At 73.3% G+C, this 21,053-nt stretch carries 23 protein-coding genes and 1 pseudogene; 15 read left to right on the plus strand and 9 right to left on the minus strand.

The window, feature by feature from the left end; all coding sequences use genetic code 11:
• Positions 1-209 precede the first annotated feature (209 nt).
• A pseudogene (locus ACLJPL_RS25925) lies at positions 210-884 on the plus strand (NADPH-dependent F420 reductase); the annotation flags it as partial.
• Between the two features lie 102 nt (positions 885-986).
• On the opposite strand, the gene ACLJPL_RS25930 reads toward ACLJPL_RS25925, so the two are convergent.
• The 3 genes from ACLJPL_RS25930 to ACLJPL_RS25940 are packed head-to-tail and all read right to left on the minus strand — an operon-like array spanning position 987 to position 2,592.
• Positions 987-1,334: an Asp23/Gls24 family envelope stress response protein gene (locus ACLJPL_RS25930; protein ID WP_411083346.1), complete on the minus strand. Its 348-nt coding sequence runs from the start codon at positions 1,332-1,334 to the stop codon at positions 987-989.
• Entirely contained in the window at positions 1,331-2,035 is a 705-nt protein-coding gene (locus ACLJPL_RS25935) for a hypothetical protein (protein ID WP_411083347.1), read from the minus strand. The genes ACLJPL_RS25930 and ACLJPL_RS25935 overlap by 4 nt, the downstream gene beginning before the upstream one ends.
• The gene (locus ACLJPL_RS25940) at positions 2,026-2,592 is read right to left on the minus strand and encodes an RNA polymerase sigma factor (protein WP_411083348.1); all 567 of its coding nucleotides are present in this window, start codon (positions 2,590-2,592) and stop codon (positions 2,026-2,028) included. The genes ACLJPL_RS25935 and ACLJPL_RS25940 overlap by 10 nt, the downstream gene beginning before the upstream one ends.
• 289 nt (positions 2,593-2,881) lie before the next feature.
• Between ACLJPL_RS25940 and ACLJPL_RS25945 the strand changes: the two genes are divergently transcribed.
• From ACLJPL_RS25945 to ACLJPL_RS25975, 7 genes are all read left to right on the plus strand, one after another.
• Complete coding sequence (locus ACLJPL_RS25945) at positions 2,882-3,418, plus strand: Asp23/Gls24 family envelope stress response protein (RefSeq protein ID WP_411083349.1); 537 nt, start codon at positions 2,882-2,884, stop codon at positions 3,416-3,418.
• A 4-nt stretch (positions 3,419-3,422) separates the two neighbouring features.
• Positions 3,423-3,650 carry a hypothetical protein gene (locus ACLJPL_RS25950; RefSeq protein ID WP_411083350.1) on the plus strand — a complete coding sequence of 76 codons (228 nt, stop codon included), beginning with the start codon at positions 3,423-3,425 and terminating at the stop codon, positions 3,648-3,650.
• Positions 3,647-4,678 carry a DUF6286 domain-containing protein gene (locus ACLJPL_RS25955; protein ID WP_411083351.1) on the plus strand — a complete coding sequence of 344 codons (1,032 nt, stop codon included), beginning with the start codon at positions 3,647-3,649 and terminating at the stop codon, positions 4,676-4,678. Before ACLJPL_RS25950 ends, ACLJPL_RS25955 begins: the two co-directional genes overlap by 4 nt.
• Positions 4,679-4,715: 37 nt before the next feature.
• On the plus strand, positions 4,716-5,309 hold the full coding sequence (locus ACLJPL_RS25960; RefSeq protein WP_411083352.1) for a hypothetical protein: 594 nt from the start codon (positions 4,716-4,718) through the stop codon (positions 5,307-5,309).
• A gap of 279 nt (positions 5,310-5,588) precedes the next feature.
• Positions 5,589-6,104, plus strand: coding sequence for an SRPBCC family protein (locus ACLJPL_RS25965; protein ID WP_411083353.1), 516 nt, complete (start codon positions 5,589-5,591; stop codon positions 6,102-6,104).
• Positions 6,105-6,255: 151 nt separating this feature from the next.
• Positions 6,256-6,741 carry a hypothetical protein gene (locus ACLJPL_RS25970; RefSeq protein WP_411083354.1) on the plus strand — a complete coding sequence of 162 codons (486 nt, stop codon included), beginning with the start codon at positions 6,256-6,258 and terminating at the stop codon, positions 6,739-6,741.
• A gap of 74 nt (positions 6,742-6,815) precedes the next feature.
• Positions 6,816-7,043: a hypothetical protein gene (locus ACLJPL_RS25975; protein ID WP_411083355.1), complete on the plus strand. Its 228-nt coding sequence runs from the start codon at positions 6,816-6,818 to the stop codon at positions 7,041-7,043.
• 151 nt (positions 7,044-7,194) lie between these two features.
• On the opposite strand, the gene ACLJPL_RS25980 is transcribed toward ACLJPL_RS25975, so the two are convergent.
• Positions 7,195-8,277 (minus strand): enoyl-CoA hydratase/isomerase family protein, encoded by a 1,083-nt coding sequence (locus ACLJPL_RS25980; RefSeq protein ID WP_411083356.1) that lies wholly within the window; start codon positions 8,275-8,277, stop codon positions 7,195-7,197.
• Between the two features lie 416 nt (positions 8,278-8,693).
• Here ACLJPL_RS25980 and ACLJPL_RS25985 point away from each other — a divergent pair, with 416 nt between their 5' ends.
• Positions 8,694-10,850 carry a SpoIIE family protein phosphatase gene (locus ACLJPL_RS25985; RefSeq protein WP_411083357.1) on the plus strand — a complete coding sequence of 719 codons (2,157 nt, stop codon included), beginning with the start codon at positions 8,694-8,696 and terminating at the stop codon, positions 10,848-10,850.
• 201 nt (positions 10,851-11,051) lie between these two features.
• Here ACLJPL_RS25985 and ACLJPL_RS25990 read toward each other — a convergent pair whose 3' ends face one another.
• The 4 genes from ACLJPL_RS25990 to ACLJPL_RS26005 all read right to left on the minus strand — a co-directional run bounded on the left by ACLJPL_RS25990 (position 11,052) and on the right by ACLJPL_RS26005 (position 13,971).
• The gene (locus ACLJPL_RS25990) at positions 11,052-11,726 is read right to left on the minus strand and encodes an LAETG motif-containing sortase-dependent surface protein (protein WP_411083358.1); all 675 of its coding nucleotides are present in this window, start codon (positions 11,724-11,726) and stop codon (positions 11,052-11,054) included.
• Positions 11,727-11,865: 139 nt separating this feature from the next.
• Entirely contained in the window at positions 11,866-12,354 is a 489-nt protein-coding gene (locus tag ACLJPL_RS25995; protein WP_411083359.1) for a GNAT family N-acetyltransferase, read from the minus strand.
• Between the two features lie 40 nt (positions 12,355-12,394).
• Positions 12,395-13,438, minus strand: coding sequence for a DUF6397 family protein (locus tag ACLJPL_RS26000; RefSeq protein ID WP_411083360.1), 1,044 nt, complete (start codon positions 13,436-13,438; stop codon positions 12,395-12,397).
• Between the two features lie 110 nt (positions 13,439-13,548).
• On the minus strand, positions 13,549-13,971 hold the full coding sequence (locus ACLJPL_RS26005) for a roadblock/LC7 domain-containing protein (protein ID WP_411083361.1): 423 nt from the start codon (positions 13,969-13,971) through the stop codon (positions 13,549-13,551).
• A 140-nt stretch (positions 13,972-14,111) separates the two neighbouring features.
• Between ACLJPL_RS26005 and ACLJPL_RS26010 the strand changes: the two genes are divergently transcribed.
• The 6 genes from ACLJPL_RS26010 to ACLJPL_RS26035 all read left to right on the plus strand — a co-directional run bounded on the left by ACLJPL_RS26010 (position 14,112) and on the right by ACLJPL_RS26035 (position 19,922).
• Positions 14,112-14,540 (plus strand): PPOX class F420-dependent oxidoreductase, encoded by a 429-nt coding sequence (locus ACLJPL_RS26010; RefSeq protein WP_411083362.1) that lies wholly within the window; start codon positions 14,112-14,114, stop codon positions 14,538-14,540.
• A 376-nt stretch (positions 14,541-14,916) separates the two neighbouring features.
• Positions 14,917-15,282: an ArsR/SmtB family transcription factor gene (locus tag ACLJPL_RS26015; protein ID WP_411083363.1), complete on the plus strand. Its 366-nt coding sequence runs from the start codon at positions 14,917-14,919 to the stop codon at positions 15,280-15,282.
• The gene (mgtA, locus tag ACLJPL_RS26020; RefSeq protein ID WP_411083364.1) at positions 15,266-18,058 is read left to right on the plus strand and encodes a magnesium-translocating P-type ATPase; all 2,793 of its coding nucleotides are present in this window, start codon (positions 15,266-15,268) and stop codon (positions 18,056-18,058) included. Before ACLJPL_RS26015 ends, mgtA begins: the two co-directional genes overlap by 17 nt.
• A 91-nt stretch (positions 18,059-18,149) precedes the next feature.
• Positions 18,150-18,314, plus strand: a complete 165-nt coding sequence (gene tatA / locus ACLJPL_RS26025; protein ID WP_411083468.1) for a Sec-independent protein translocase subunit TatA — start codon at positions 18,150-18,152, stop codon at positions 18,312-18,314.
• Between the two features lie 242 nt (positions 18,315-18,556).
• Positions 18,557-19,132: a TerD family protein gene (locus ACLJPL_RS26030; RefSeq protein WP_411083365.1), complete on the plus strand. Its 576-nt coding sequence runs from the start codon at positions 18,557-18,559 to the stop codon at positions 19,130-19,132.
• Positions 19,133-19,301: 169 nt separating this feature from the next.
• On the plus strand, positions 19,302-19,922 hold the full coding sequence (locus ACLJPL_RS26035; RefSeq protein WP_411083366.1) for a class I SAM-dependent methyltransferase: 621 nt from the start codon (positions 19,302-19,304) through the stop codon (positions 19,920-19,922).
• Positions 19,923-19,979: 57 nt separating this feature from the next.
• Here ACLJPL_RS26035 and ACLJPL_RS26040 read toward each other — a convergent pair whose 3' ends face one another.
• Positions 19,980-20,888 (minus strand): oxygenase MpaB family protein, encoded by a 909-nt coding sequence (locus tag ACLJPL_RS26040; protein WP_411083367.1) that lies wholly within the window; start codon positions 20,886-20,888, stop codon positions 19,980-19,982.
• Positions 20,889-21,053 lie beyond the last annotated feature (165 nt).

Raw genomic sequence — 21,053 nt, forward strand, 5'->3', positions numbered from 1 at the left:
CGACGATCGGTCCGGTGGGACATCCTTCCCCGTCCCGCGCGAGCGCCCGGCAAGGACACTCAGATGGCCTACACCGGACCGGTGGTGCGGGACTGCTCCGGCAAAGCCCGGCCCGGTGAACCGTCATTCCGTCCGCCGGTGCGGAATAGCTCACCGGGGAGCGGAGTTGGTGAAGCGGCAGAACCACTTCTTCCCCACCCAGCAGGCATCGGAAGGTCGGATCCATGAAGATCGGCATTATCGGCGCGGGCAACATCGGCGGCAATCTGACTCGGCGTCTGACCGCGCTCGGACATGAGGTGTCGGTCGCCAACTCCCGTGGTCCCCAGACCCTGACCGAACTGGCCGAGGAGACCGGAGCCACTCCGGTCGCGGCGTCCGAGGCGGCTCGGGAGGCCCGGATCGTCGTCGTGACCGTCCCGCTCAAGGCCGTGCCCGACCTGCCCAAGGGGTTCCTGGACGGGGCGGCGGAGGGCGCCGTGGTCATCGACACCGGGAACTACTACCCGCAGCAGCGCGACGGCCGGATCGCCGCCATCGAGGACGGTCTACTGGAGAGCCGGTGGACCGAGCAGCAGATCGGCCACCCCGTGGTCAAGGCGTTCAACGGGACGTACGCGCAGGACATCCTGGACCGGGGCCGTCCGCACGGCAGCCCCGGCCGGCAGGCGCTGCCGGTCGCCGGGGACGACCCGGCGGCCAAGCAGGCCGTGCGCGATCTGATCGACGAACTGGGCTTTGACACGGTCGACACCGGCGGCCTGGACGAGTCGTGGCGTCAGCAGCCCGGGACTCCGGTGTACGGCAACCGGGGCGACGCGGACGCCATCGTGAAGGCGCTGGCGGACGCGTCCCCCGAGCGTACGGCGGAGTGGCGCGCCTGACCCGCGCGACGGCCCCGGTCGGGTCGTCCGGGACGCGGTCCCGGACGGCCCGGCCGGGGTGGCCTTCGGCCCCGTCGGCCGGCCCGCGGTGAAGCCGGGCGTTCAGACCGTCCCCGTCACCGTCACCCGCACCGAGACGGAGGCCGGCGGCTCGGTGCGGACCGCGAGCAGCGTCGCGGCGCGCACGGCCCGGGTGACGTCGAGGGCGCGGCGCCCACGGTGGAGGACGAGGCGGATGTCGATGTGCCAGGAGTCGGCGGCCTCGTCCCAACGCACCCGCACCCCCTGCGCCCGCGCGCCGGGCCCCTGAGCGAGTCGCGGGGCCCGGTCGGCGATCCGCGTCCGCAGGAGGTCCACGACGCCGGGGCGCAGGAAGGCCACGCCCGGTACGCCCTGAGCGGCCTCGGCCGCCGCGACCGCCAGCCGGTCGCGGAGAGTGTCCGGAGTCATCGGGCTGCTCCTTCCGAGCCGTCGCCGTAGTTGTCGTGGTTGTTGTTGTCGTGATCGTCGTCGTTGTTGTTGTCATGGTCGTCGTTGTCGTCGTCGTCCAGGATGTCCACGACCAGCACGTCGGCCGCGCCGAGGCGGATGCCGATGTCCTGGTCGGCGGCCTCGGCGATCCGGGCGCGCACGGCGTCCGCCAGGTCCGGCAGGGGCCGGGTCAGGTTCGCCACGACCTCGACGCGTACGTGCACGGGGCCCGCCGGGTCCGCCGGGTCGAGCGGCGCGATCCGGCAGCTCCCGGCCCGTACCCCGGGCAGCGCGTCGACCGCGGCCCGCAGCAGCCGCGCGGCCGCCGCCTCGACGATCCAGTGGTCCTCATCGGGCTCCCCGAGGGGAATCGGACGCCCGGGGCGCAGTTCGAGCCGGACGAGGTCCATCACGCGGGCCGTGACCGCGGCCGAGGTCGCCTCCGGCACCCCGGGCTCCTCGGCGCAGGTACGGCGTACGGCATCGCTCAGACCGGCCAGGTCGGCCAGGGCCGACGCGCAGTGCGGGCAGGCTCCCAGATGCGGGTCCCGGTCCGTTCCGCCGCTGCCCCCGGCGTCCCACGCGTCCCAGACGTCCGTCAGCAGACGCCCGCAGGCGAGCCGTTCCTCCTCTTCGTACCGGCTTTCGTCCGGCCGGTCGGGGTTGGCGCTCATCGCCATGCGCTCATCGCCTCCGTCAGGTGGCGGCGGGCGCGGAAGACCCGGCCGCGGACCGCCTGCAGACTGATTCCGACCGTGTCCGCGATGCTCTCGTACGACAGCCCCTGCATCTCGCGGAGCACCCAGCAGACACGTTGTTCGGGCGAGAGGCCCGCCATCGCCCCGGACAGCGCGTCGGCCGCTGCCCGCGACTCGACGGCGCGGACGGGCGACGCCTGGTGTTCGGGGGCCGCCTGCTCGGGGATCGAGTCGAGGTCCGCCGCCGGTCGGCGGGATCTGAGCCGGTTCAGACAGCGGTTGGTGACGATGCGGTAGAGCCATGTGTGGAAGGAGGCGTCCCGGCGGAACTCCGGGAGTTTGCGCCAGGCGCTGACGAAGGCGTCCTGAACGGCGTCCTCCGCATCCGCCCGTTCCCCCAGGAACCGCGTCGCGAGTTGCAGCATGGCGGGGCTGTGCCGCCGCACCAGCACCTCGAACGCCTCCTCGTCGCCCTCCCCGGCCCGTACGACCAGCAGCGCTTCGTCGGCCCTGACGCCCTCCGGCGCCCGTTCCGTCATCTGATTCCCGTCGCCGGGCACGGACCAGCCCCTCCCTCAGTCGGTTCCACGACACCCTCTCGGTCCTCTCGGACTTCTCGGACTTCTCGGTTGGACACCTCGGACCGCGGAACGTCACGCACTGGTGTGCCCCGATCTCCGCCCGGGGATCTCGGATCGGGGATCGGGATCTCGGATCGGGGATCGGGGATCGGCGAAAAGTTTTCGGGAACCCGCGTGACGAATCGGCGGACAGCGTGTCCAACGAGATGTCAGGCGATACGAGCCGAGCGAGATGCGAGGAGTTTCCATGACCACCACTCAGACAGCCGGTGTCATTCCCACCGCCAAGTCGGGCGCGGCGACGGGTTCCGGCGCGGGCGGGCAGCAGCGGTCCGGTGGCGTCGGCGGTACGACGACCGTGGGCAGCGGGGCCACCGGCGCGTCCGAGCCCGCGGCGACGCGGGGCCGGACCTCGATCGCCGACACCGTCGTCGTGAAGATCGCGGGGATGGCGGCCCGGGAGATCCCGGGCGTCTACGACATGGGCGGCGGCCTCTCCCGCACCATCGGCGCGGTGCGCGACCGGGTTCCGGGCGGCCGGCCGAACGTCGGACGGGGCGTCAAGGTCGAGGTGGGCGAGCGGCAGACGGCCATCGACCTGGATCTCGTCGTCGAGTACGGCGTCGCGATCACCGATGTGGCGCACGACGTCCGCGAGAACGTCATCGCGGCGGTGGAGCGGACGACGGGCCTGGAGGTCGTCGAGGTCAACGTGACGGTGAACGACGTGCACCTGCCCGAGGACGACGCCGAGGCCGCTCCGGCCGAGACCCGCGTGGCGTGACGGCGTGACACGCGGGGTGGACGGTCCCGGCCCGGTGGACGGTGTGCCGGGCCGGGGCACGGTGGGCGCGGCGGCGGGCATGGCGCTGGGGTTCGCGGGCTGGTTCGGCGGGTTCGGGGCGTTCCTCGTGGTCGCCGCGCTCGGCGCGCTGGGCTGGCTGGCCGGGCATCTGGTGGACCGGGGCACCGGTCTGCGGGAGCTCCTTGACTCGCTGGCGGGGAGGCGGTCGTGACGGTTCCCGCCGCCGGGCGTGGCACGACGACCGTGGCCCCCCGGGCGGTCCGGCGGATCGCCGAGCGGGCCGCCGCCGAGGCGTTGCCGGACGGCGGGGCGGTGCTGCGGGGTTCGGCCGCCGTGCGCGGGGCCTCCGCGACGATCACGGTGGGTGTGCGGCTGCCCTATCCGGTGCGGGCCGACGAGACCGCGCGGCGGATCCGGGAGCGGGCCACGGCCCGGACCGCGGCCCTGACGGGTCTGGCCGTGCCGCGGGCCGAGGTGCGGGTCGACGCGCTGACGGTCGGTGCGTCTCCGCCGCCCCCGGAAGTCGGGGAGGCGGTGCCCGGATCGGACGCTGCCGCCAAAGACTGCCCCGGCCCCCGGGTCTCGGACGACGCCGCCAAGGGCTGCCCCGCCCCCCGGATCAGGGCCCAACGGCGTGTCCCGGCAGCGGTCCTGGCCGCTGCGGGGGCCGTGGCGTGCGGGCTGCTGCTGGTCGATGTGGTCGCGGTCCGCTTCGGCGACGCCCCCGCCGGCTGGCGTATGGCGGTGCTCGACCGGGCGGCGACCCACGGACCGGCGGACCCCGTGGTGCGGCTCGGCGGGGCGGTCGCCGCCCTCGCGGGCCTCTGGCTGCTGGGGAGCGCGCTGCTGCCGGGACTTCGGCGGCGGTTGCCCATGGCGGCGCCGGCCAGCGCGGTGCGCGCGACCGTGGACCGTACGGCGGCGGCCCGGATCCTCCGGGAGCGCGCCCTCGGCGTTCCCGGCATCCTCCGGGCGCGGGTGCGGGTGCGTGTCCGGCGGGCGGAGGTGCGGGCCGGTATGGGATACGGCGACCCGGAGCGGGTGCACGCCGAGTTGGTCCGGGTGCTGGGCGCGAGTCTGCTGGAGCTGGGGCTGGCCCGTACGCCCGCACTGCGGGTCCGGGTGGGGCGCGAACCTGGCGGGCAGCCCCCGGAGCCGGACGAGCTGCCGGCGGAGGGACGACCGGACGCGTCCGCCCCCGAGCCTCGGAGCGGGCCTCGGGACGGCGGAGAGGTGTGAGCGGTGTGGCGGAGGGCGGCGAGAGGGTGTGCGGAGCGTGGCGGTGATCGGGCGTGGTGCGGTGAACCGGGCGCTGCTCGGGACGGTCGGCCTCGTCCTGCTGGTCGGCGGAGGTCTGCTGGCCGTGGGCGACGGTTCGGGGCTGGGCCGGGTGGGGCGTGCGGTGCCCGGCTGGTGGTCCGGGCGCGCGGCCGATGGGGTGCTGCTGGACCGCGGCGGGTTGGCCCGGCTGCGGGAGAACGCCTGGTGGACGCCTGTCGTGATCGTGGCGCTCACCCTCGTACTGGCGCTGCTCGTCCGGTGGTTCGCCGCCCAGGTGTCGACGTCCGGGCCCCGGTGGGTCGGTCTGCGGGGTCCCGGCCTCGTGCTGCGGCGGCGGACGTGGGAGCGGGCGATGGCCTCGCAGGCTGCGTCGGTCGAGGGTGTGGCGCGCGCCCGGGTGCGCCTGGCGGGACGGCCGTTGCGGGCGTCGGTGACGCTGGTCGTCGAGCCCGAGGCCCGACCCTCTGAGGTGGTGCGCCGGGTCGGCGTGGGGGTGGTCGCGGACGCGCGTGACTGCGCGGGCGTACGCGGCCTGCCGGCCGAGGTCCGGGTACGGGCGGCGAGCCGGCGGGAGCGCCGGACGCGGTGAGCGGCGCGGGGGCGCTCGGCGCGGGGGCGCTCGGCGTGGGGCCGCCGCTCCGGGGCGCGGCTGTGGTGAGCGGCGTCGGGCCTGGCCGGGGTGCTGCCGCACGGGGGCCTGGCCGTGGTCAGCGATCGCCGGGGCCTGGCGTATTGCTCAAACACCGGGACGCTTCCCGCCCCCACCCGTGGGCTACTCGTGAGTAAGGTGTGGGCCCGGGATGTCGCCGTCACGGTCCGTCCGGCCCCGGACGTGGTCCGACGACGACCGTGGACGAGGAGTTGCACCATGGCCCGCACCATGTCCGTAGCGGACAGCATCGTGATCGACGCGCCTCCGGCGCAGGTGTACGACCGGCTCAGCGACCCCACCGCCATGGGCCGGTGGAGCCCCGAGAACCGGGGGGCGACCGTGCGGGGCGAGCGGCGCGGCGCGTACGTCGGCATGGTCTTCGAGGGCCGGAACAAGCGCGGCGCGGTGAGCTGGACGACCCGGTGCACGGTGACGGCCGCCGACCCGGGTGAGCGCTTCGCCTTCCGGGTCCATGCGATCGGCGTCCGCAAGCCGCGGCTTCCCGGGCCGATCGCCACCTGGGAGTACCGCTTCGAAGCGGTGGACGGCGGGACCCTGGTGACCGAGACCTGGACGGACGACCGGCGCTCCTGGCCGGACTTCCTGGCCCATGGCTTCGACCGGGTCGCGACGCGCGGCAAGACCTTCGCGCAGTTCCAGCGCGGCAACATCCGGACCACCCTCAAGCGCCTCAAGGCTGCCGTGGAGGAGGACCTCCGGGGAGCAGTGTAGGGAGGCCCCTGGGCTGCCGGACGGCTCTCGGACGGCTGCCGGACCGCTCTCGGGCGGTGCCGGGCTCCGGAGAGCAGATCTCATCGCCGGGGAGTGTCACCGCGTCGGTGCAGACTGGGCGCGTACGCAGGATCCGAGCGCGGGGGGATGCATGGGCACCGTGGACAGCGCCGGGTTCGAGCCCGCGACCGGGGACGGGCCGCCGCTCACCGGGAGCGCCGAGGCGCGTGCCGCTTCGGTGCGGACCGCCTTCGAGGGGCTGCTGCAGATCCGCCGCCTGACCAACGTCGGGCGCGACGATCCGGAGGCCGTGCCGGCCCCGTGGGAGCTGCACCGGCCGGTACGGGCCGTCTCGTTGGCCCTGGAGAGCTCGGGCGCGGTTCCGTCCGCCGTCGACGCTGCGGGGCGCCGGGTGTCGGCCGGTTACCGCGTGCGGGACGGCGAGTCGGCGGGGTCGGTCCGGATCGAATGGACCGGGCCGCCCGGCAGCGGCGCCGCTCACCACGAGGAGGAGGCGCTGGCCGGTTGCGCCGACGCGTTGCGGCGGCTCGGGTGGACGGTGTTGCTCTACCGGGGTCCCCGCAGGCGGCGGTATCTGGAGGTTGAGCCACCGGCGGGAGTTCCCGGCGTGCGGTAGCGGGCTCAGGGCGGCGTTGTCAGACCCGTGGGAGATGCTTGACGGTCCGACACATCTGACCAGGAGACGCTGAGATGGACAAAGACGAGCTCGCTGCGGCGCAGGCGTACGTCCGCCTGCTGGAGGCCACCCGGGCCGTGCTCTCGGACCCGGAGGACGCACCCCTGTATCTGCCGCTGCTGGCCTCACCGATGCGGGAGGCCGACCGGGCCCTGCGCGGCGCGGGGCTGACGGGGAACGAGGACAGGCTCTTCACTCTCGTACGGGAGTTGCAGCCGAGCCTGTCCGGCGACGACAGGTAGACGGGAGGAGTCGGTTGCGGGCGCTCGGTCCCAGGTCGTCCCGCCGGTGACCACAGGCCGCCGACCACCGGTCGACGATCACCGGTCGACCAGCTGCGAGCCGACCGGCTTCACGTCGCCGGCCGGAGATCGCCGGCCTCAGGTCACCGCGTCAGGTCGCCGCGTCGGGGTCGGGGGCGAGGCCGAGTTCCCGCTCGCCCGGTCCGAGGGGGGCGAAGAAGCGGGCGACCGTGCGGTCGTCCACCTCGGCGAGGGTGGCCGGTTTCCACTGCGGACTGCCGTCCTTGTCGATGATCCGGGCGCGTACGCCCTCCACGAAGTCGGGTTCCTCGCGTACACGGCTGGAGACGCGATACTCCTGGTCGAGGACGGCCTCCAGGCTGCCGAGCCGGGCGGCCCGGCGGACGGCCGCGAGCGTGACCTTGAGCGCCACGGGCGACCGGGCGGAGAGTTCGGACGCCGCCCGGGCCGCTGCGGGGGCGGCGCTGTCCCGGAGTCGTCGGACGATCTCCTCGACGGTGTCCACGGCGTAGCAGGCGTCGATCCAGTCGCGCTGCGCGGCCAGCTCACCGGCGGGCGGCTCCTCGGCGAAGCCGCGTACCGACCGCCTCGCGTCCTCGGCGGTCTCCGAGGCGGCCAGGGCGGCGGTGAGCTCCGGCAGGCGGCGCGCGGGTACGTGATGGTCGGCGAGACCGCACAGGAGGGCGTCGGCCGCCCCGACTGCGCGACCGGTGAGCGCCAGATGGGTGCCCAGTTCGCCCGGAGCACGGGCCAGCAGGCGGGTGCCGCCGACATCGGGCACGAAGCCGATCCCGGTCTCGGGCATGGCCACGCGTGAGCGTTCCGTGACGACCCGGACGGAGCCGTGGGCCGACACACCGACTCCCCCGCCCATCACGATGCCGTCCATGAGGGCCACGTACGGCTTGGGGAACCGGGCGATACGGGCGTTGAGGCGGTATTCGTCGCGCCAGAACTCCAGCGAGTCCCGGCCCCCGGCGCGGGTGTCGTCGTGGAGCGCGCGGATGTCGCCGCCCGCGCACAGGCCGCGTTCGCCCGCGCCGGACAGCACCACCGAGGTGACCGCCTCGTCCCGCTCCGCACCGGCGAGCGCCTCGTCCAGGAGCCGCACCATGGTGTGGGTGAGGGCGTTGATGGCGCGGGGGCGGTTCAGGGTGATGTGAAGGGAGCGCCCTCGGGCCTCCAGCAGGACGGGCCGGTCGTCGTCGTTCATGTGCGCGCTCCGTTCGTGTGTGCGCTCCGCTCACCGGGCGCGGTGGAGACCTGGTACGGGCTGTCCGCCGTGGCCGGACGGGCCGTCCCCGCCATTCTGCGACCCCCGGGTCGTGCGCCGGACAGAGGGGCGGCGGGACGCGGGGCCGAGGCGGTGGGCATGGCACGCGGGCCGGAGGCGGGTCGCGGGTCGCGGGTCGCGGGTCGCGGGTCGCGGGTCGCGGGTCGCGGGTCGCGGGTCGCGGGTCGCGGGTCGCGGGTCGCGGGTCGCGGGTCGCGGGTCGCGGGTCGCGCGAGTGTGTCGGTTCCTGGCCGCCGTGGCACTACAGCCGCTGTGGCACTACAGGGGAAGCGGCTCGACAATTGAGTCCCAGGGGGCGCGTCGCCGCGCCTCGCCGGACGACCTCCGGAGCATGCATGACCGACCACGAACGGCGGCAGGACGCCGAGGCCGCTCCGCTCCGCCGGATCGACCGGAGGAGCAACGGTGAGATCGGGCCGACGGAACGGCTCGCGATGAACCGGACCGGCAGCTTCGAGTGGGACCTCGATGCCCGGACCCTGGACGTCGACGACGCGGGGCTCGCGGTCTTCGGCGTGGACCCGGCGACGTACGACGCACGCCCGGGCGCGCTGATGGAGCGGCTGGAGCCGGCCGAGCGGGCTCGGCTGGACGTGACCATCGACGAGGCCATCACCGGCGGCAGCAACTCCTACAGCGTCCATTTCCGGATCCCGCTGGATGACGGGACGACCCAGTGGACCCACGTCCAGGCCCGGATCCTCCGGTCGAAGGACGGAAAGGCCCACCGGATCGTGGGGGTCGTCCGTGATGCGACGGCGGAAGTCACCCATTCGGCCTTCGTGCTCGATCTGGAAAAGCGCCGGCAGCGCCAGACCAACATCGTCGAGCGCACCACGAGCGCGATGTCGCGGGCGGTGACCGTCGACGATGTGACGGCCGCGCTCACCGGTCCGGGCGGGCTGGCGAGGCTGGGGGCGGACGGGCTGGCGCTGGGGCTCGTGGAGAGTTCCTCGCTGAACATCGTGGCGCTGAGCGGCGAGTCGCTGGAGGCGCTCGACGGATTCGGGTCCGGGGATCTGGACCGCGATCTGCCCCTGGCCGACGCCATCCGCAGCGGGCGGCCGCGCTTCATCACCTCCCTCGCCGCACTCGCCCGGCGGTACCCGGTGCTGGAGCCGTCCCTGGGCAGGCTCAGGTTCCGGGCCGCGGCCTATCTGCCGCTGGTGGCCCAGGCCCGGTCGCTCGGCGGGCTCGCCCTCTTCTACCGGGAGCGCACGGTCTTCAACGCCGATGAGCGGATCCTGTGCCTGGGGCTCGCGGCCATCGTGGCCCAGTCGCTCCAGCGGGCCATGCTCTTCGACGAGGAGCGGGAGTTCGCCACCCAGCTCCAGTCCGCGATGCTTCCGCCGCGCATACAGGACATCGAGGGCGGCGAGATCGCGGTGCGCTACCACGCGGCGTGGACCGGTCGGCAGGTCGGCGGCGACTGGTACGACGTGATCTCGCTGCCCAAGAACCGTTACGGGCTGGTCGTGGGGGACGTCCAGGGGCACGACACCCATGCCGCCGCGATCATGGGCCAGTTGCGCATCGCCCTGCGCGCGTACGCCGCCGAGGGGCATCCTCCGGCGACGGTGCTGGCGCGGGCTTCGCGCTTTCTGTCCGAACTGGACACCGACCGCTTCGCGACCTGCACCTACGCCCAGGTCGACCTGGCGACCGGCGCGGCGCGCGTGGTCCGCGCCGGACACCTCGGGCCGCTCATCCGCCACGCCGACGGGCGGGTCGGGAGCCCGCAGGTGCGCGGGGGCCTGCCGCTGGGCATCTCCACGGAGTTCGGGGACGAGGAGTACCCGGAGACCCGGCTGGATCTGGTCCCCGGTGAGACGTTCGTCCTGTACACGGACGGCCTGGTGGAGGAGCCGGGCGCCGACCTCGACACGGGGGTGGAGGCGCTGCGCAACGAGGTGAGCGCCGGGCCGGCGGGGGCCGAGGCGCTGGCGGACCATCTCTCCGACCGGCTGTGGGAGCGGTGGGGGTCGGGGGACGACGTGGCGCTCCTGGTGCTGCGGCGCAGCCCGGACGTGGGGTCCTCGCACGCGCCCCGGCTGCATCAGTACATCCACCAGGCGGACCCGGAGGGCCTTTCGGACGCCCGCGCGATCGTACGGCAGGCGCTCGCCGACTGGGACATGGCCGACTTCGCCGACGACGCCGAACTGGTCACGGGTGAGCTGCTGGTGAACGTGCTGCTGCACACCGAGGGCGGGGCGGTGCTGACCCTGGAGGTGCTGCCGGAACCGGTGCGGCGGATCCGGCTCTCGGTCCAGGACCGGTCGAGTGCCTGGCCCCGGCGGCGTACGCCCGGCGAGACCTCGACCTCGGGCCGGGGACTGCTCCTGCTCGACGCGGTCGCCGCCCGTTGGGGCATCGAGCCGCGCGGCGAGGGCAAGGCCGTCTGGTGCGAGATCGGCCCCGCTCCCCCGCCCACCACCGCATCTCCATCCCCCTCGCCCGCAGCGAAGCTGGGCCCGCCCGCCGGGGGTTAGGTAGGCCCCGCCGGCAGCGGAGCAGGCCCGCCCGGGAGCAGGGCCCGCCCGCAGCGCAGCTGGGCCCGTCCGCCGGGGAGCGATGAGGGGCGTGCCGCCTCGCGTGAGCGAAGCGGCACGCCCCTCGACCGGCGGCTCCGACACCTTCGGCGACCCGGCGCCGCTCACCGCGTGACGGGGAGGGCGCCGGGTGCACGGGCGTCAGCTCTGGGTGGCGCGCCTCTTACGGACGGCCCACAGGATGCCGCCACCGGCGAGCAGGACCGCGACAGCGGCGCCGCCTATGACCGGCGTGGCGGACGACGAACCGGTCTCGGCCAGGGGAGGCGTGGTGGGGCTCGGGGCCGGCACGGCGGGCGCGGACTCCGAAGGCTCCCCGCTGGGGGTGTCGCTCGGCTCGGGCGTCTGCGTGCCCGGCGTCTCGGACGGCGTCGACTCGGTCGGCGTGGGAGTCGGCTCGGTCTCGGTCGGGGTGGGAGTCGGCTCCGTCTCGGTCGGCGTGGGGGTGGGCTTCCCCTTGCACACGTCGGCCGTCTTCTCGCCCTCGTACGAGTACTTGTCGTTCTTGTTGCCGTCCTTGACGACCAGTCGGACCGTCACCGGCTCGGAGTGCTCGGGAAGCGTCAGCTTCCTGTTGAACTCCTTGTCGAACGTCTCGGTCGGCAACAGGTCCTTGCCGTCCACCGTGACGGTCACCGTGTTGGGGACGCCCGGCGTGTAGTACTTGAGGTCAACAGTCACCTCGGAGCAGGTCACGGCCCAGGTGGGGGTGTGAGCCGCCGCCGGACCGGCGGATATGACGCCTCCGGTCAGACCGACGACCGCAGCGGCCACAAGTGTTCCCGCGGCACGCCACGATCTCCTGGGTATGGTCATGGGTACTTCCTCCAGCTAAATCTCATCGCCCCAATGGCGATGGGGCGCACAGTACTGCCATTGCTCCGGGGCGACGCAGCCGCCCCGTACATCCGCAGGCGAGACAACTGCTGCCGTGCCCTTGCCACTTCACACAAGGTCAGAGCGACTTGTGCATGATGTGCAGGCCCACATAGCCCTCGGCCGGGTGGTTGAAGCCCTCCGGCAGGGTCCCGATCACCTTGAAGCCGATGGACTCGTACAACCTGACCGCGTGGGTGTTCGTCTCGACCACCGCGTTGAACTGCATCGCCCGGAAGCCGGCGTCGCGGGCCCAGTCGACCGAGTACTCGCACAGGGCACGCCCCACGCCCTTCCCGGAGTGGGCGGGGTCGACCATGTACGTGGCGCTGGCTATGTGGGAGCCGTTGCCCATGTGGTTCCGGTTCATCTTCGCGGTGCCGAGGATCGTTCCCCGGTCGTCGACGGCGACGACCACACGGTTCGGCGCGGCGACGTACCACCACTCCTGGGCGTCCTCCTTTCCGAGGTCGGGCGGGTAGGTGAGCGTCTCGCCGGCGGCGACGATCGTGTGGAAGAACGGCCAGATGGCGTGCCAGTCCTCGCGGGTTGCTTCCCTGATCAACATGCGACCATGATGCCGGGCCCGGATACCCGTCCGCGCACGACTACGCCTCTTCGCACCGCCGCCGCCACCGCAGCCTGGCCAGCAGCCCTCTCCCGCTCGTCTCCCGTACGCCGGACCGCGCCTCCCTGGGGCCCGGTGGCGAAGCGGCCGGTGGAGGCTGTGCCGCCGCCGGGCGCGGGGCGGGGCGTTCAGCCTCGGGCCCCACCCCGGCCCCGGGGTCGTCCCCGGGTCGCGGGGCGGGCCGTTCCTCCCGGGCGCGGTCCAGCTCCAGGGTCAGATTGAGCCGCCGCCACAGGATCTCGTCGGGGTCGTCCGCCAGCATCAGCTCCCCCATGGTCTCTCTGGCGGCCACGGAGCCGGGGCGGCCGAAGACGGGCTCCGGCCTGACCCGTACGAGATAGGCGCGTTCATAGGGGTCGTCCACCACCTCCGCCAGGTGCGCGGAGTCCAGTGCGGACGCTTCCACCGCCGCCCGGGCCCAGGGGTCCCTTGTGCGGTTCAGCAGTCGGTGGATGCGCTGGGACCGCCAGTTGCGCGCCCGCCGGTCGCCTCCCGCTTCCAAGATCGTGCGCATCTCCGCGGGGATGGGGCCGGCGAGCAGTCCGGGCTCCTCCGTCGCGAAGGCGGCCAGCTCGTCGGCGAGATAGAGCCAGACCACCGCGCGATACCGATTGAGATAGAACGTGACCGGCGAGACACAGCCCGCCCGGGCCAGCCGGGTGAACCGCGCGGGAACGATGCCGAGCAGGGCCGCGCCCTCCGACGTGCCGACCGTGCGGACGCGCTCCGCCAGGCCGTCGGGGAATCCCGGCTGCTCCCGCAGGCGCGTGATCTCCTGCTCGGGCACCCGCGGCCGCCCGCCGCCGGGCCCGGCCGTGACGGCGATCAGCCCGAGATGCACGGCGAGCTCGAACTCTCCGCGCCGCAGCCCCAGTTCCTGTGCGGCGCGACCGGCGGTGGTGGCCGCCGGAGTGTCGGGCGAGGCGTGCGCACCGCCGCGCTCCACGTCTTCGCTGTGGGCCCCGCGCCCGGCCCGGGTGCGCGCACCGCCCGCGTGTGTACGTACTGCTTCCTTGACCGTCATGACTGTCATCCCCCGTGAGCGACGAATACTCTCCGTGATCACGGTAGCTCGACAGGGTCACCCTCGGCGCGGCCTGTGGATAACTTTCTCCGGGCGGCCGTAAGCGCAGGTCAGGCGGGTCCGAGCCCCTGCGGGTCGTCCAAGCCGCCTTGGCGTGCGGAGACGCCGAGGTGCTCGCCGACCCGGTTGACGAGCAGGGTCATCTCGTAGGCCACCTGGCCCACATCGGCTTCGGCGGCGGTCAGCACGGACAGACAGCTGCCGTCGCCCGCGGCGGTCACGAAGAGCAACGCCTCGTCGAACTCGACCATCGTCTGGCGGGCCCGGCCGGCCCGGAAGTGCCGGCCCGAACCCCGCGCCAGGCTGTGCAGGCCGGAGGAGACCGCGGCCAGGTGCTCGGCGTCCTCCCGGGCCAGCCCGGTGCTGGCCCCGGTGACCAGGCCGTCGTTCGACAGCACCAAGGCGTGCCGTATGTTTCGCACCCTGCTGGTGAGATCGTCTAGGAGCCAGTCAAGTCCCCGGTCAAGCGCCATCCGCTCGTCCTCCCCGTGCCTTCGTTCCCCGTACCCCGCTACGCGCGTAAGCCTTGCGCACCCTCTCCGTCCGGGCAAGCGCCCCTCGACGCCCGGGGCTCCGCTTCGCGCCATGCGGACATCGGGCCCAGGATGGGCGCATGGCACACCACATGACCGAGGAAGAATGGCGGGCGTTCCTCTCCGAGGGGACCCGCACCGCGAAAGTCTCGACCGTGCGGGCGGACGGCAGCCCGCACATCGCTCCCGTCTGGTTCCTGCTCGACGGCGACTCACTGGTGTTCAACACCGGCGGCAGGAGCGTGAAGGGGCGGAACCTGGAACGCGACGGACGGGTCTCCGTGTGCGTCGACGACGATCGGCCGCCGTACGCGTTCGCCGTGGTCCAGGGGCATGCGGAGCTGAGCGAGGACCCCGGGGAGCTGCTGCGTTGGGCGACGTCGATCGCCGAGCGCTACGTCGGAGCCGAGGCTGCCGAGGAATTCGGGCGGCGTAACGGCGTACCCGGTGAACTGGTGGTGCGGGTGCGGATCGACAAGGTGATCGCTCTGGCCGACATGGCCGACTGACCGGCCACGCGTACAGCCGCCCGAGGATCGGCCCATGGGGTCGGGGAGCCGGGCGGTGTGCGTCCGCTCCGGACTTCTCGCCCGTACGGATCGGGCGACAGACCGGAGCGGACGGCAAGTGGACGGTAATACGGCCGAAATCCATCGCTGCGGTGGAGGCGGTCTTCCCATCCGTCCCCGTCCGTGTAGTCCGCGTCTTCTGTTTCTTCTCGTCACCCTCCCTTTGCGTCCTCCGTCCGGTCCCCCGGTGTTCGGCGCGTGCGGGTCTCGGCTCCCGGGCCGGTTGGCCGTGGCCCCTACACTGGTTTCCTCCGGATCAGGGTGACCACAGTGCTGACGGGCCCACCCGGGCGGCCCATGGACGGGAGAGACAAGAGTGTCGACAGCTACCGGCGGCGGCTTCCAGGATCCGCCGGCCGAGGTGCTGGCCGAGGCCGCGGCCGCTTTCGGACTTCTGGCGACACCGGCGAGGCTGCACATCGTGTGGGCGCTGGCACAGGGAGAGAGCGATGTGACGGGCCTCGCCGAGCGGGTGGGCGGGACGCTCCCGTCGGTCAGCCAGCATCTGACGAAACTCAAGCTGGCCGGTCTCGTGCGGTCGCGCCGTGAGGGCCGGCGGCAGGTCTATCTGGTCGACGACCCCGACGTGGTGACGGTCGTCCGACTCATGGTGGGCCAGCTCGCCGAGCGGGCCGGGCTGCCGGTCCGGGAGCCCGTACGCCTGCGTGAACTCGGTGCCTGAGGGCAACGCAGCCGCGGGATCCGGCCGTACCGCCCCCCGTACGCCCACCACCGGCACGTCCGTCCCCGGCGCGGGTCCTCTTACCCCGCAGGCGCCACAGGCACCGGCCTCCCCGCAGACACCGGCTCCACCGCCGCCGCCCACCTCCCTTCAGGTCCTGCGTTCGCTGGACAGCGGGCCGCGCGGGCTGGTGGAGGCGGAGGCCGAGGAGCGGCTCGGCCGGTTCGGTGAGAACGTCCTGCCCGCCTGGCGGCCGGTCGCGCGGCCCCGGCGCTTCGTCCGCAGTCTCCGTGACCCTTTCACCTCCGTACTGCTCTGTCTGGGGCTGGTCTCCGCCGTCGTCTTCGCGTGGGGCACGGCCTGCGTGATCCTGGCCCTCGTCGCGGTCAGCTGCCTGCTGCGATCGACCGAGGAGCACCGCGCCGACCGTTCGACAGCGGCGCTCAGGGAACTGGTCGCGACCACGGCGACCGTGGTGCGCCGCCCCTCGGCCGGCGCCCCGCCCCGGGAGCGGGAAGTGCCGGTGGCCGATCTGGTGCCCGGCGATGTGATCCGGCTGGGTCCGGGCGACCTCGTACCCGCCGATGTGCAGGTGCTGCGCGCCGCCGGGCTCACGGTGCATCAGTCGGCCCTGACCGGGGAGTCGGCCCCGATGGGAAAGCACCCTCTCGACGTCCCGGACCCCGCGCTCCGCGACGCCGGGCCGTTCGCGCGGCCTCAGCTGTGCTTCCAGGGCAGCAGTGTGGCGTCCGGCAGCGGTACGGCGGTGATCGTCGCGACCGGCGGGTCGACCCGGTTCGCGACCGCCCAGGACGGTTGGGACCGGCAGCGGGGCGCCAGCGCCTTCGACCGTTCGGTGCGGGGCATCTCGTGGACGCTGATCCGGTTCATGCTGCTGACCCCGCCGCTGGTGCTGATGGCCAACGCGGCGCTGCGCGGCCGGGGCCTGGAGACGCTGCCGTTCGCTGTCGCCGTCGCCGTGGGGCTCACCCCCGAGATGCTGCCCGTCATCGTCACGACGGCGCTCGCGCGGGGTGCGGCGCGGCTCGCCCGTACCAGCGGAGTCATCGTCAAGCGGCTGCCGGCCCTGCACGACCTGGGGGCCGTCGACGTGCTGTGCCTGGACAAGACGGGCACGCTGACCGAGGACCGGCCCGTCGTGGAGGAGGCGATCGACGGATCGGACCTGCCCGACCCCGATGTGCTGCACTGGGCCGCTCTCAACGCTCTGTGGAGCCTCCAGCTGGCCGAGCTGCCCGCGCCCGACGCCCTCGACGAAGCGGTGCTGGACGCCGCCGATGAGGCGGAACACCGCGGGGCCTTCGGGGTGTACGAGGGTGTGGCTGCGCTGCCCTTCGATCCGGTGCGGCGGGTGGCGACCGCCGTGGTCCGGTCGCCCGGCCGGCTCGGCGTCCACACGTTGGCGACCAAGGGGGCCGTCGAGGCGGTGCTCGACCGGTGCGCGCTGGAGGAGGGCGAGCGGGAGCGGCTGCTCGCCCTCGCGGACCGGAAGGCGGAGTCGGGGCTGCGCCTGCTGGCCGTGGCACGTGCGGAGCGGCCCGCCCGCGCCGGCGCGTACACCCCGGCGGACGAGCGTGGTCTCACCTTTCTGGGCCTGGTCGCCCTGCGGGACGTTCCCGCGCCGAGTGCCGCCGACGCCCTCGGTGTGCTGGCCCGGCGGGGAGTGGCCGTCAAGGTGCTGACCGGCGACCATCCGGGCACGGCGGCCCGCGCCTGCGAGGACCTCGGGCTGCGCGTCGACGCGGCGGACGGGTTCGGCGGTGTGGTGACGGCCGACGTGGTGGACACGCTGTCGGACGCGGAACTGGCGCGGGTCGCGGACCGTACGACCGTGTTCGCGCGCTGTACGCCGGAGCACAAGGCGCGAATCGTCTCGGCCCTGCGCGCCGGCGGTCGCACGACGGGGTTCCTCGGGGACGGCGTCAACGATCTGCCCGCCCTGCACGCCGCCGACGTGGGCATCTGTCCGCGCAACGCCGTCGATGTGGCCCGCGAGGCGGCCGATGTGGTCCTGGCGGAGAAGGACCTGACCGCGATCGACCGGGCGGTGCTGGCGGGGCGGCACAGCGGCGGCAACATCGCCACCTACCTGCGCATCACCCTCTCCTCCAACCTGGGCAACGTCATCGCCATGCTGACGGCCGGGCTGATGCTGCCCTTCCTTCCCATGCTTCCGGCGCAGGTGCTGGTGCAGAATCTGTGCTTCGACGCGGCGCAGCTGGCCTTCGCGTTCGACCGGCCGGCGGCCTCGGCCCGGCGGCGGCCGACCGTGCTGCGCTCGCGTGACTTCCTGCGCTTCATCACCGGTTTCGGGCTGCTCAACGCCGCCGCCGACCTCGCCACCTTCGGGGTGCTCGCCCTGGCCCTCCACAACGCGGGGGCGGACGGGGAAGCGGCGTTCCACGCCGGGTGGTTCACCGAGAACCTGTTGACCCAGGCCCTGGTGATGGTCCTGCTGCGGACCGGTCGCAGCGCCGCCGAGCGGCGGGCCGGGGGGCCGTTGCGGGCGGCGGCGGCCGGGCTCGCGGCGGTCGGCGTCCTGCTCCCGCTGACCCCGGTGGGGCCGTTGCTGGGAATGAGCGCCCTGCCGCCTCTCTACTACCTGCTGCTCGGCTCGGTGCTGGGCCTGTACGCGGTGGGACTGAGCGCGGCCCGGAGGCGTTACGAACGGCGTCATCCGGCCGGTGCCGAGAGCGAGCAGGGGATGCGTGAGGCCGACGCCGGGCGCTTGCGAAAGGCCGGTGCCGGGCGCTGAGGGGGCGGCCGTCCGGCCCGCTCGCGACAGTTGTACAGTTGCGCAAAGCGGCAACTGTTGTCGCGTGGACGGAGAGAAGGGCGGGACCAGAATGTTGCGCAACGGCCTGGAGCCCTGGCACCTGTTGATCCTGGCCGTCGTGGTGGTCGTGCTCTTCGGTTCGAAGAAGCTGCCGGACACCGCCCGCGCCCTGGGGAAGTCGATGCGCATCCTCAAGAGCGAGGCAAAGGCCATGAAGGACGACGAGACCCGCTGACGTCTCCCCCTGTGCCCGGCCCCCCGGACCGGCACTCGGCCGCGGTTCATTTTCAGGGCTTGCGCGAGCGTTCATTTCACGGCTTGCGCAATCCGGGAACCCCGCGGGCCGCGCGGAGCGTTCGTATCAGTAGCGGCCACATGTAGTGACAGCGACACAGCACGGATCGCAGGATCAAGGGATCGTCCGATCGATCACACATGCGGACCGACGGAACACAGACAGAACACTGGAGGAAGTACATGGGTGTGAGCCTGGCGAAGGGCGGCAACGTCTCCCTGTCGAAGGAGGCCCCCGGCCTGACCGCCGTCACGGTCGGCCTCGGATGGGACGTCCGGACCACGACCGGAGCCGATCACGATCTGGATGCCAGTGCGCTGCTGTGCTCCGAGGCGGGCAAGGTCCTCTCCGACGCCCACTTCGTCTTCTACAACAATCTCAACAGCCCCGATGGCTCCGTCCGTCACACCGGTGACAACCTGACGGGCGAGGGCGAGGGGGACGACGAGTCGGTCGAGGTCGACCTCGCGTCGGTCCCCGTCGAGGTCGCGAAGATCGTGTTCCCGGTCTCGATCCATGACGCCCAGAGCCGGGGCCAGAGCTTCGGCCAGGTGCGCAACGCGTTCATCCGCGTGGTGAACCGGGCGAACGGGGTGGAGCTGGCCCGCTACGACCTGAGCGAGGACGCCTCCACCGAGACCGCGATGGTCTTCGGCGAGCTGTACCGGCACGGCGCGGAGTGGAAGTTCCGCGCTGTCGGTCAGGGGTACGCCTCCGGGCTCGCCGGCATCGCGTCCGACTACGGCGTCAACGTCTGATCAGGACGCCTCCGGGGCGCCCGGCGACCCCGCCCCGGAGGCAGGGGGCGTCGGGGCCCGAACCGGCGGCTCCCCGGCGTTGCGTTCCGACAGCGGGCTCCCCGGCGTCACGTCTTCGACGCCGGTCCCCAGCATGACGTTCCGACGTCGGCTGCGCGATCATGTCCGCATGACCGATGACCCCGCACACGCTCATCACCGCGCCCATGTCCTGGACTTCTTCACCCCGCGCGCGGCCGACTGGGACAGCCGGTTCCCCGACGACGGCCCGGCGTACGCCGCCGCGGCCGGTCTGCTCGGGCTGCGGCCCGGGGACGCCGTCCTCGACGCGGGTTGCGGCACCGGGCGCGCGCTCCCGGCCCTGCGTGCGGTCGTCGGTCCGCGCGGTACGGTGCTGGGCGCCGACCTCACCCCGGCCATGCTGGAGGCAGCGGTGCGGGCGGGGCGGGACGCCGGCGGGACGCTGCTCCTCCGCGCCGACGTCTCGCGGCTGCCGTTGCGCGAGGGGGCGCTGGACGCCGTGTTCGGGGCCGGGCTGATCTCGCATCTGGCCCGGCCCGGGGCCGATCTGGCGGAGCTCGCCCGGGTGGTGCGGCCGGGCGGGATGCTGGCCCTGTTCCACCCGATCGGCCGGGCCGCGTTGGCCGCCCGGCAGGGGCGCGTCATCACCGACGACGATCTTCGGGCGGAACCCAGGCTGCGGGCGCTGTTGGCCGGTTCCGGATGGCGGCTGGACTCCTACACCGACGAGGACGACCGCTTCCTCGCCCTCGCCGTACGCCGCCCCTGACGAACGGGGGCCGAGGAGGCGGGGGGCGGGCTCAGGTGGCCGCAGACCGCCCCGGAATCACTCGGCGGGCGTCCGTGAAGGCCGCCCGTGGCCGGGGACCGGGCAGCCGCGGACGCCCGGGGTGGGGAACGTACCGAGTGCGGCGATCTCGTAACCGTCCGGGTAGCCCTTGATCTCCGGGTTCTGGCGCGCGTAGTGCGGCTTGCGCCGGGGCGGCAGGAGCCGGACGGCGCGGGCCCGCAGCCGGAGCGCGCCCCGGGTCAGCCCACGGGCCACCGGTCCCGGGCGCTCGTACCGGAACGCCCTCAGCAGCGAGTCGTCCAGGAGTGCGAGGCTCGCCCCGCGCACCACGGGGGCCAGCGGGGCCGGGTACCAGGACCCCATGAGCGCCAGGGTGGCGTCGGAGACCCGGCGGGCTCCCTCGTCCCAGCCGAAGTGCTCGCGCTCATAGGTGTCGAGGGTGCGCTCGAAGTCCTCGTAGGTCCGGGGGACGTCCTTGATCCCCATCCGCGCGCCCAGGGTGCGGTAGTAGGCGGCGAAGGCCCGCAGTTCGTGGTCGGAGAGCCGACGCCAGCCGAAGTCGTCAAGCCAGCGCTTCGGGGTGACCACAAAGGTGCACAGGACGTAGCGCATGTCGTCGTCGCTGATGTCGTAACTGCGGTGCATCTGGTTGATGCGGCGGACGGCCGTGCGCCCCTCCTCGGTGTCGAATCCGTGCTCCACCACGGTGTCGAGGAGCAGCGCGGTGTCGTCGTACCGCTTCTGCGAACGCTCCGTCAACTGTGCCGTCTCGTCGAGGAGTCGTCCGATGCTGGGCACGGCATACGTGCGGTACAGGGCCAGTTCGAGCGCGCGGGTGATGTCCCAGGGGAACTCGTAGGTGACGGTGAGGCGGTAGATCTCCAAGAAGTCCCGCTCCGGGTCGAGTCGCTGAATCTCCTTCAGCCGGTCGTACCGCGTCACCATGCTCTCCCCTTGCTCGTGCGGAGGCCCAACCTTACGCGGATCGCCTCCTGGGTCCCGGGCCTTCCGGGCAGTCCAGGAGCCGCCCCGGACCTGCCCGTGCGCCTTCCCCACACCCGTACGAATCCCGTTCGAGCGTGCTTGTCAGGGCCTCGACGACAGGGTTAC

The organism is Streptomyces sp. cmx-18-6, assembly GCF_046548915.1.
Lineage (GTDB): Bacteria > Actinomycetota > Actinomycetes > Streptomycetales > Streptomycetaceae > Streptomyces.

Coding starts and splice junctions, on each gene's coding strand:
- ACLJPL_RS25930 (WP_411083346.1), bottom strand. CDS start 1,334: ATGACTCCGGACACTCTCCGCGACCGGCTGGCGGTCGCGGCGGCCGAG.
- ACLJPL_RS25935 (WP_411083347.1), bottom strand. CDS start 2,035: ATGGCGATGAGCGCCAACCCCGACCGGCCGGACGAAAGCCGGTACGAA.
- ACLJPL_RS25940 (WP_411083348.1), bottom strand. CDS start 2,592: ATGACGGAACGGGCGCCGGAGGGCGTCAGGGCCGACGAAGCGCTGCTG.
- ACLJPL_RS25945 (WP_411083349.1), top strand. CDS start 2,882: ATGACCACCACTCAGACAGCCGGTGTCATTCCCACCGCCAAGTCGGGC.
- ACLJPL_RS25965 (WP_411083353.1), top strand. CDS start 5,589: ATGGCCCGCACCATGTCCGTAGCGGACAGCATCGTGATCGACGCGCCT.
- ACLJPL_RS25970 (WP_411083354.1), top strand. CDS start 6,256: ATGGGCACCGTGGACAGCGCCGGGTTCGAGCCCGCGACCGGGGACGGG.
- ACLJPL_RS25975 (WP_411083355.1), top strand. CDS start 6,816: ATGGACAAAGACGAGCTCGCTGCGGCGCAGGCGTACGTCCGCCTGCTG.
- ACLJPL_RS25980 (WP_411083356.1), bottom strand. CDS start 8,277: ATGAACGACGACGACCGGCCCGTCCTGCTGGAGGCCCGAGGGCGCTCC.
- ACLJPL_RS25985 (WP_411083357.1), top strand. CDS start 8,694: ATGACCGACCACGAACGGCGGCAGGACGCCGAGGCCGCTCCGCTCCGC.
- ACLJPL_RS25990 (WP_411083358.1), bottom strand. CDS start 11,726: ATGACCATACCCAGGAGATCGTGGCGTGCCGCGGGAACACTTGTGGCC.
- ACLJPL_RS25995 (WP_411083359.1), bottom strand. CDS start 12,354: ATGTTGATCAGGGAAGCAACCCGCGAGGACTGGCACGCCATCTGGCCG.
- ACLJPL_RS26000 (WP_411083360.1), bottom strand. CDS start 13,438: ATGACGGTCAAGGAAGCAGTACGTACACACGCGGGCGGTGCGCGCACC.
- ACLJPL_RS26005 (WP_411083361.1), bottom strand. CDS start 13,971: ATGGCGCTTGACCGGGGACTTGACTGGCTCCTAGACGATCTCACCAGC.
- ACLJPL_RS26010 (WP_411083362.1), top strand. CDS start 14,112: ATGGCACACCACATGACCGAGGAAGAATGGCGGGCGTTCCTCTCCGAG.
- tatA (WP_411083468.1), top strand. CDS start 18,150: ATGTTGCGCAACGGCCTGGAGCCCTGGCACCTGTTGATCCTGGCCGTC.
- ACLJPL_RS26030 (WP_411083365.1), top strand. CDS start 18,557: ATGGGTGTGAGCCTGGCGAAGGGCGGCAACGTCTCCCTGTCGAAGGAG.
- ACLJPL_RS26035 (WP_411083366.1), top strand. CDS start 19,302: ATGACCGATGACCCCGCACACGCTCATCACCGCGCCCATGTCCTGGAC.
- ACLJPL_RS26040 (WP_411083367.1), bottom strand. CDS start 20,888: ATGGTGACGCGGTACGACCGGCTGAAGGAGATTCAGCGACTCGACCCG.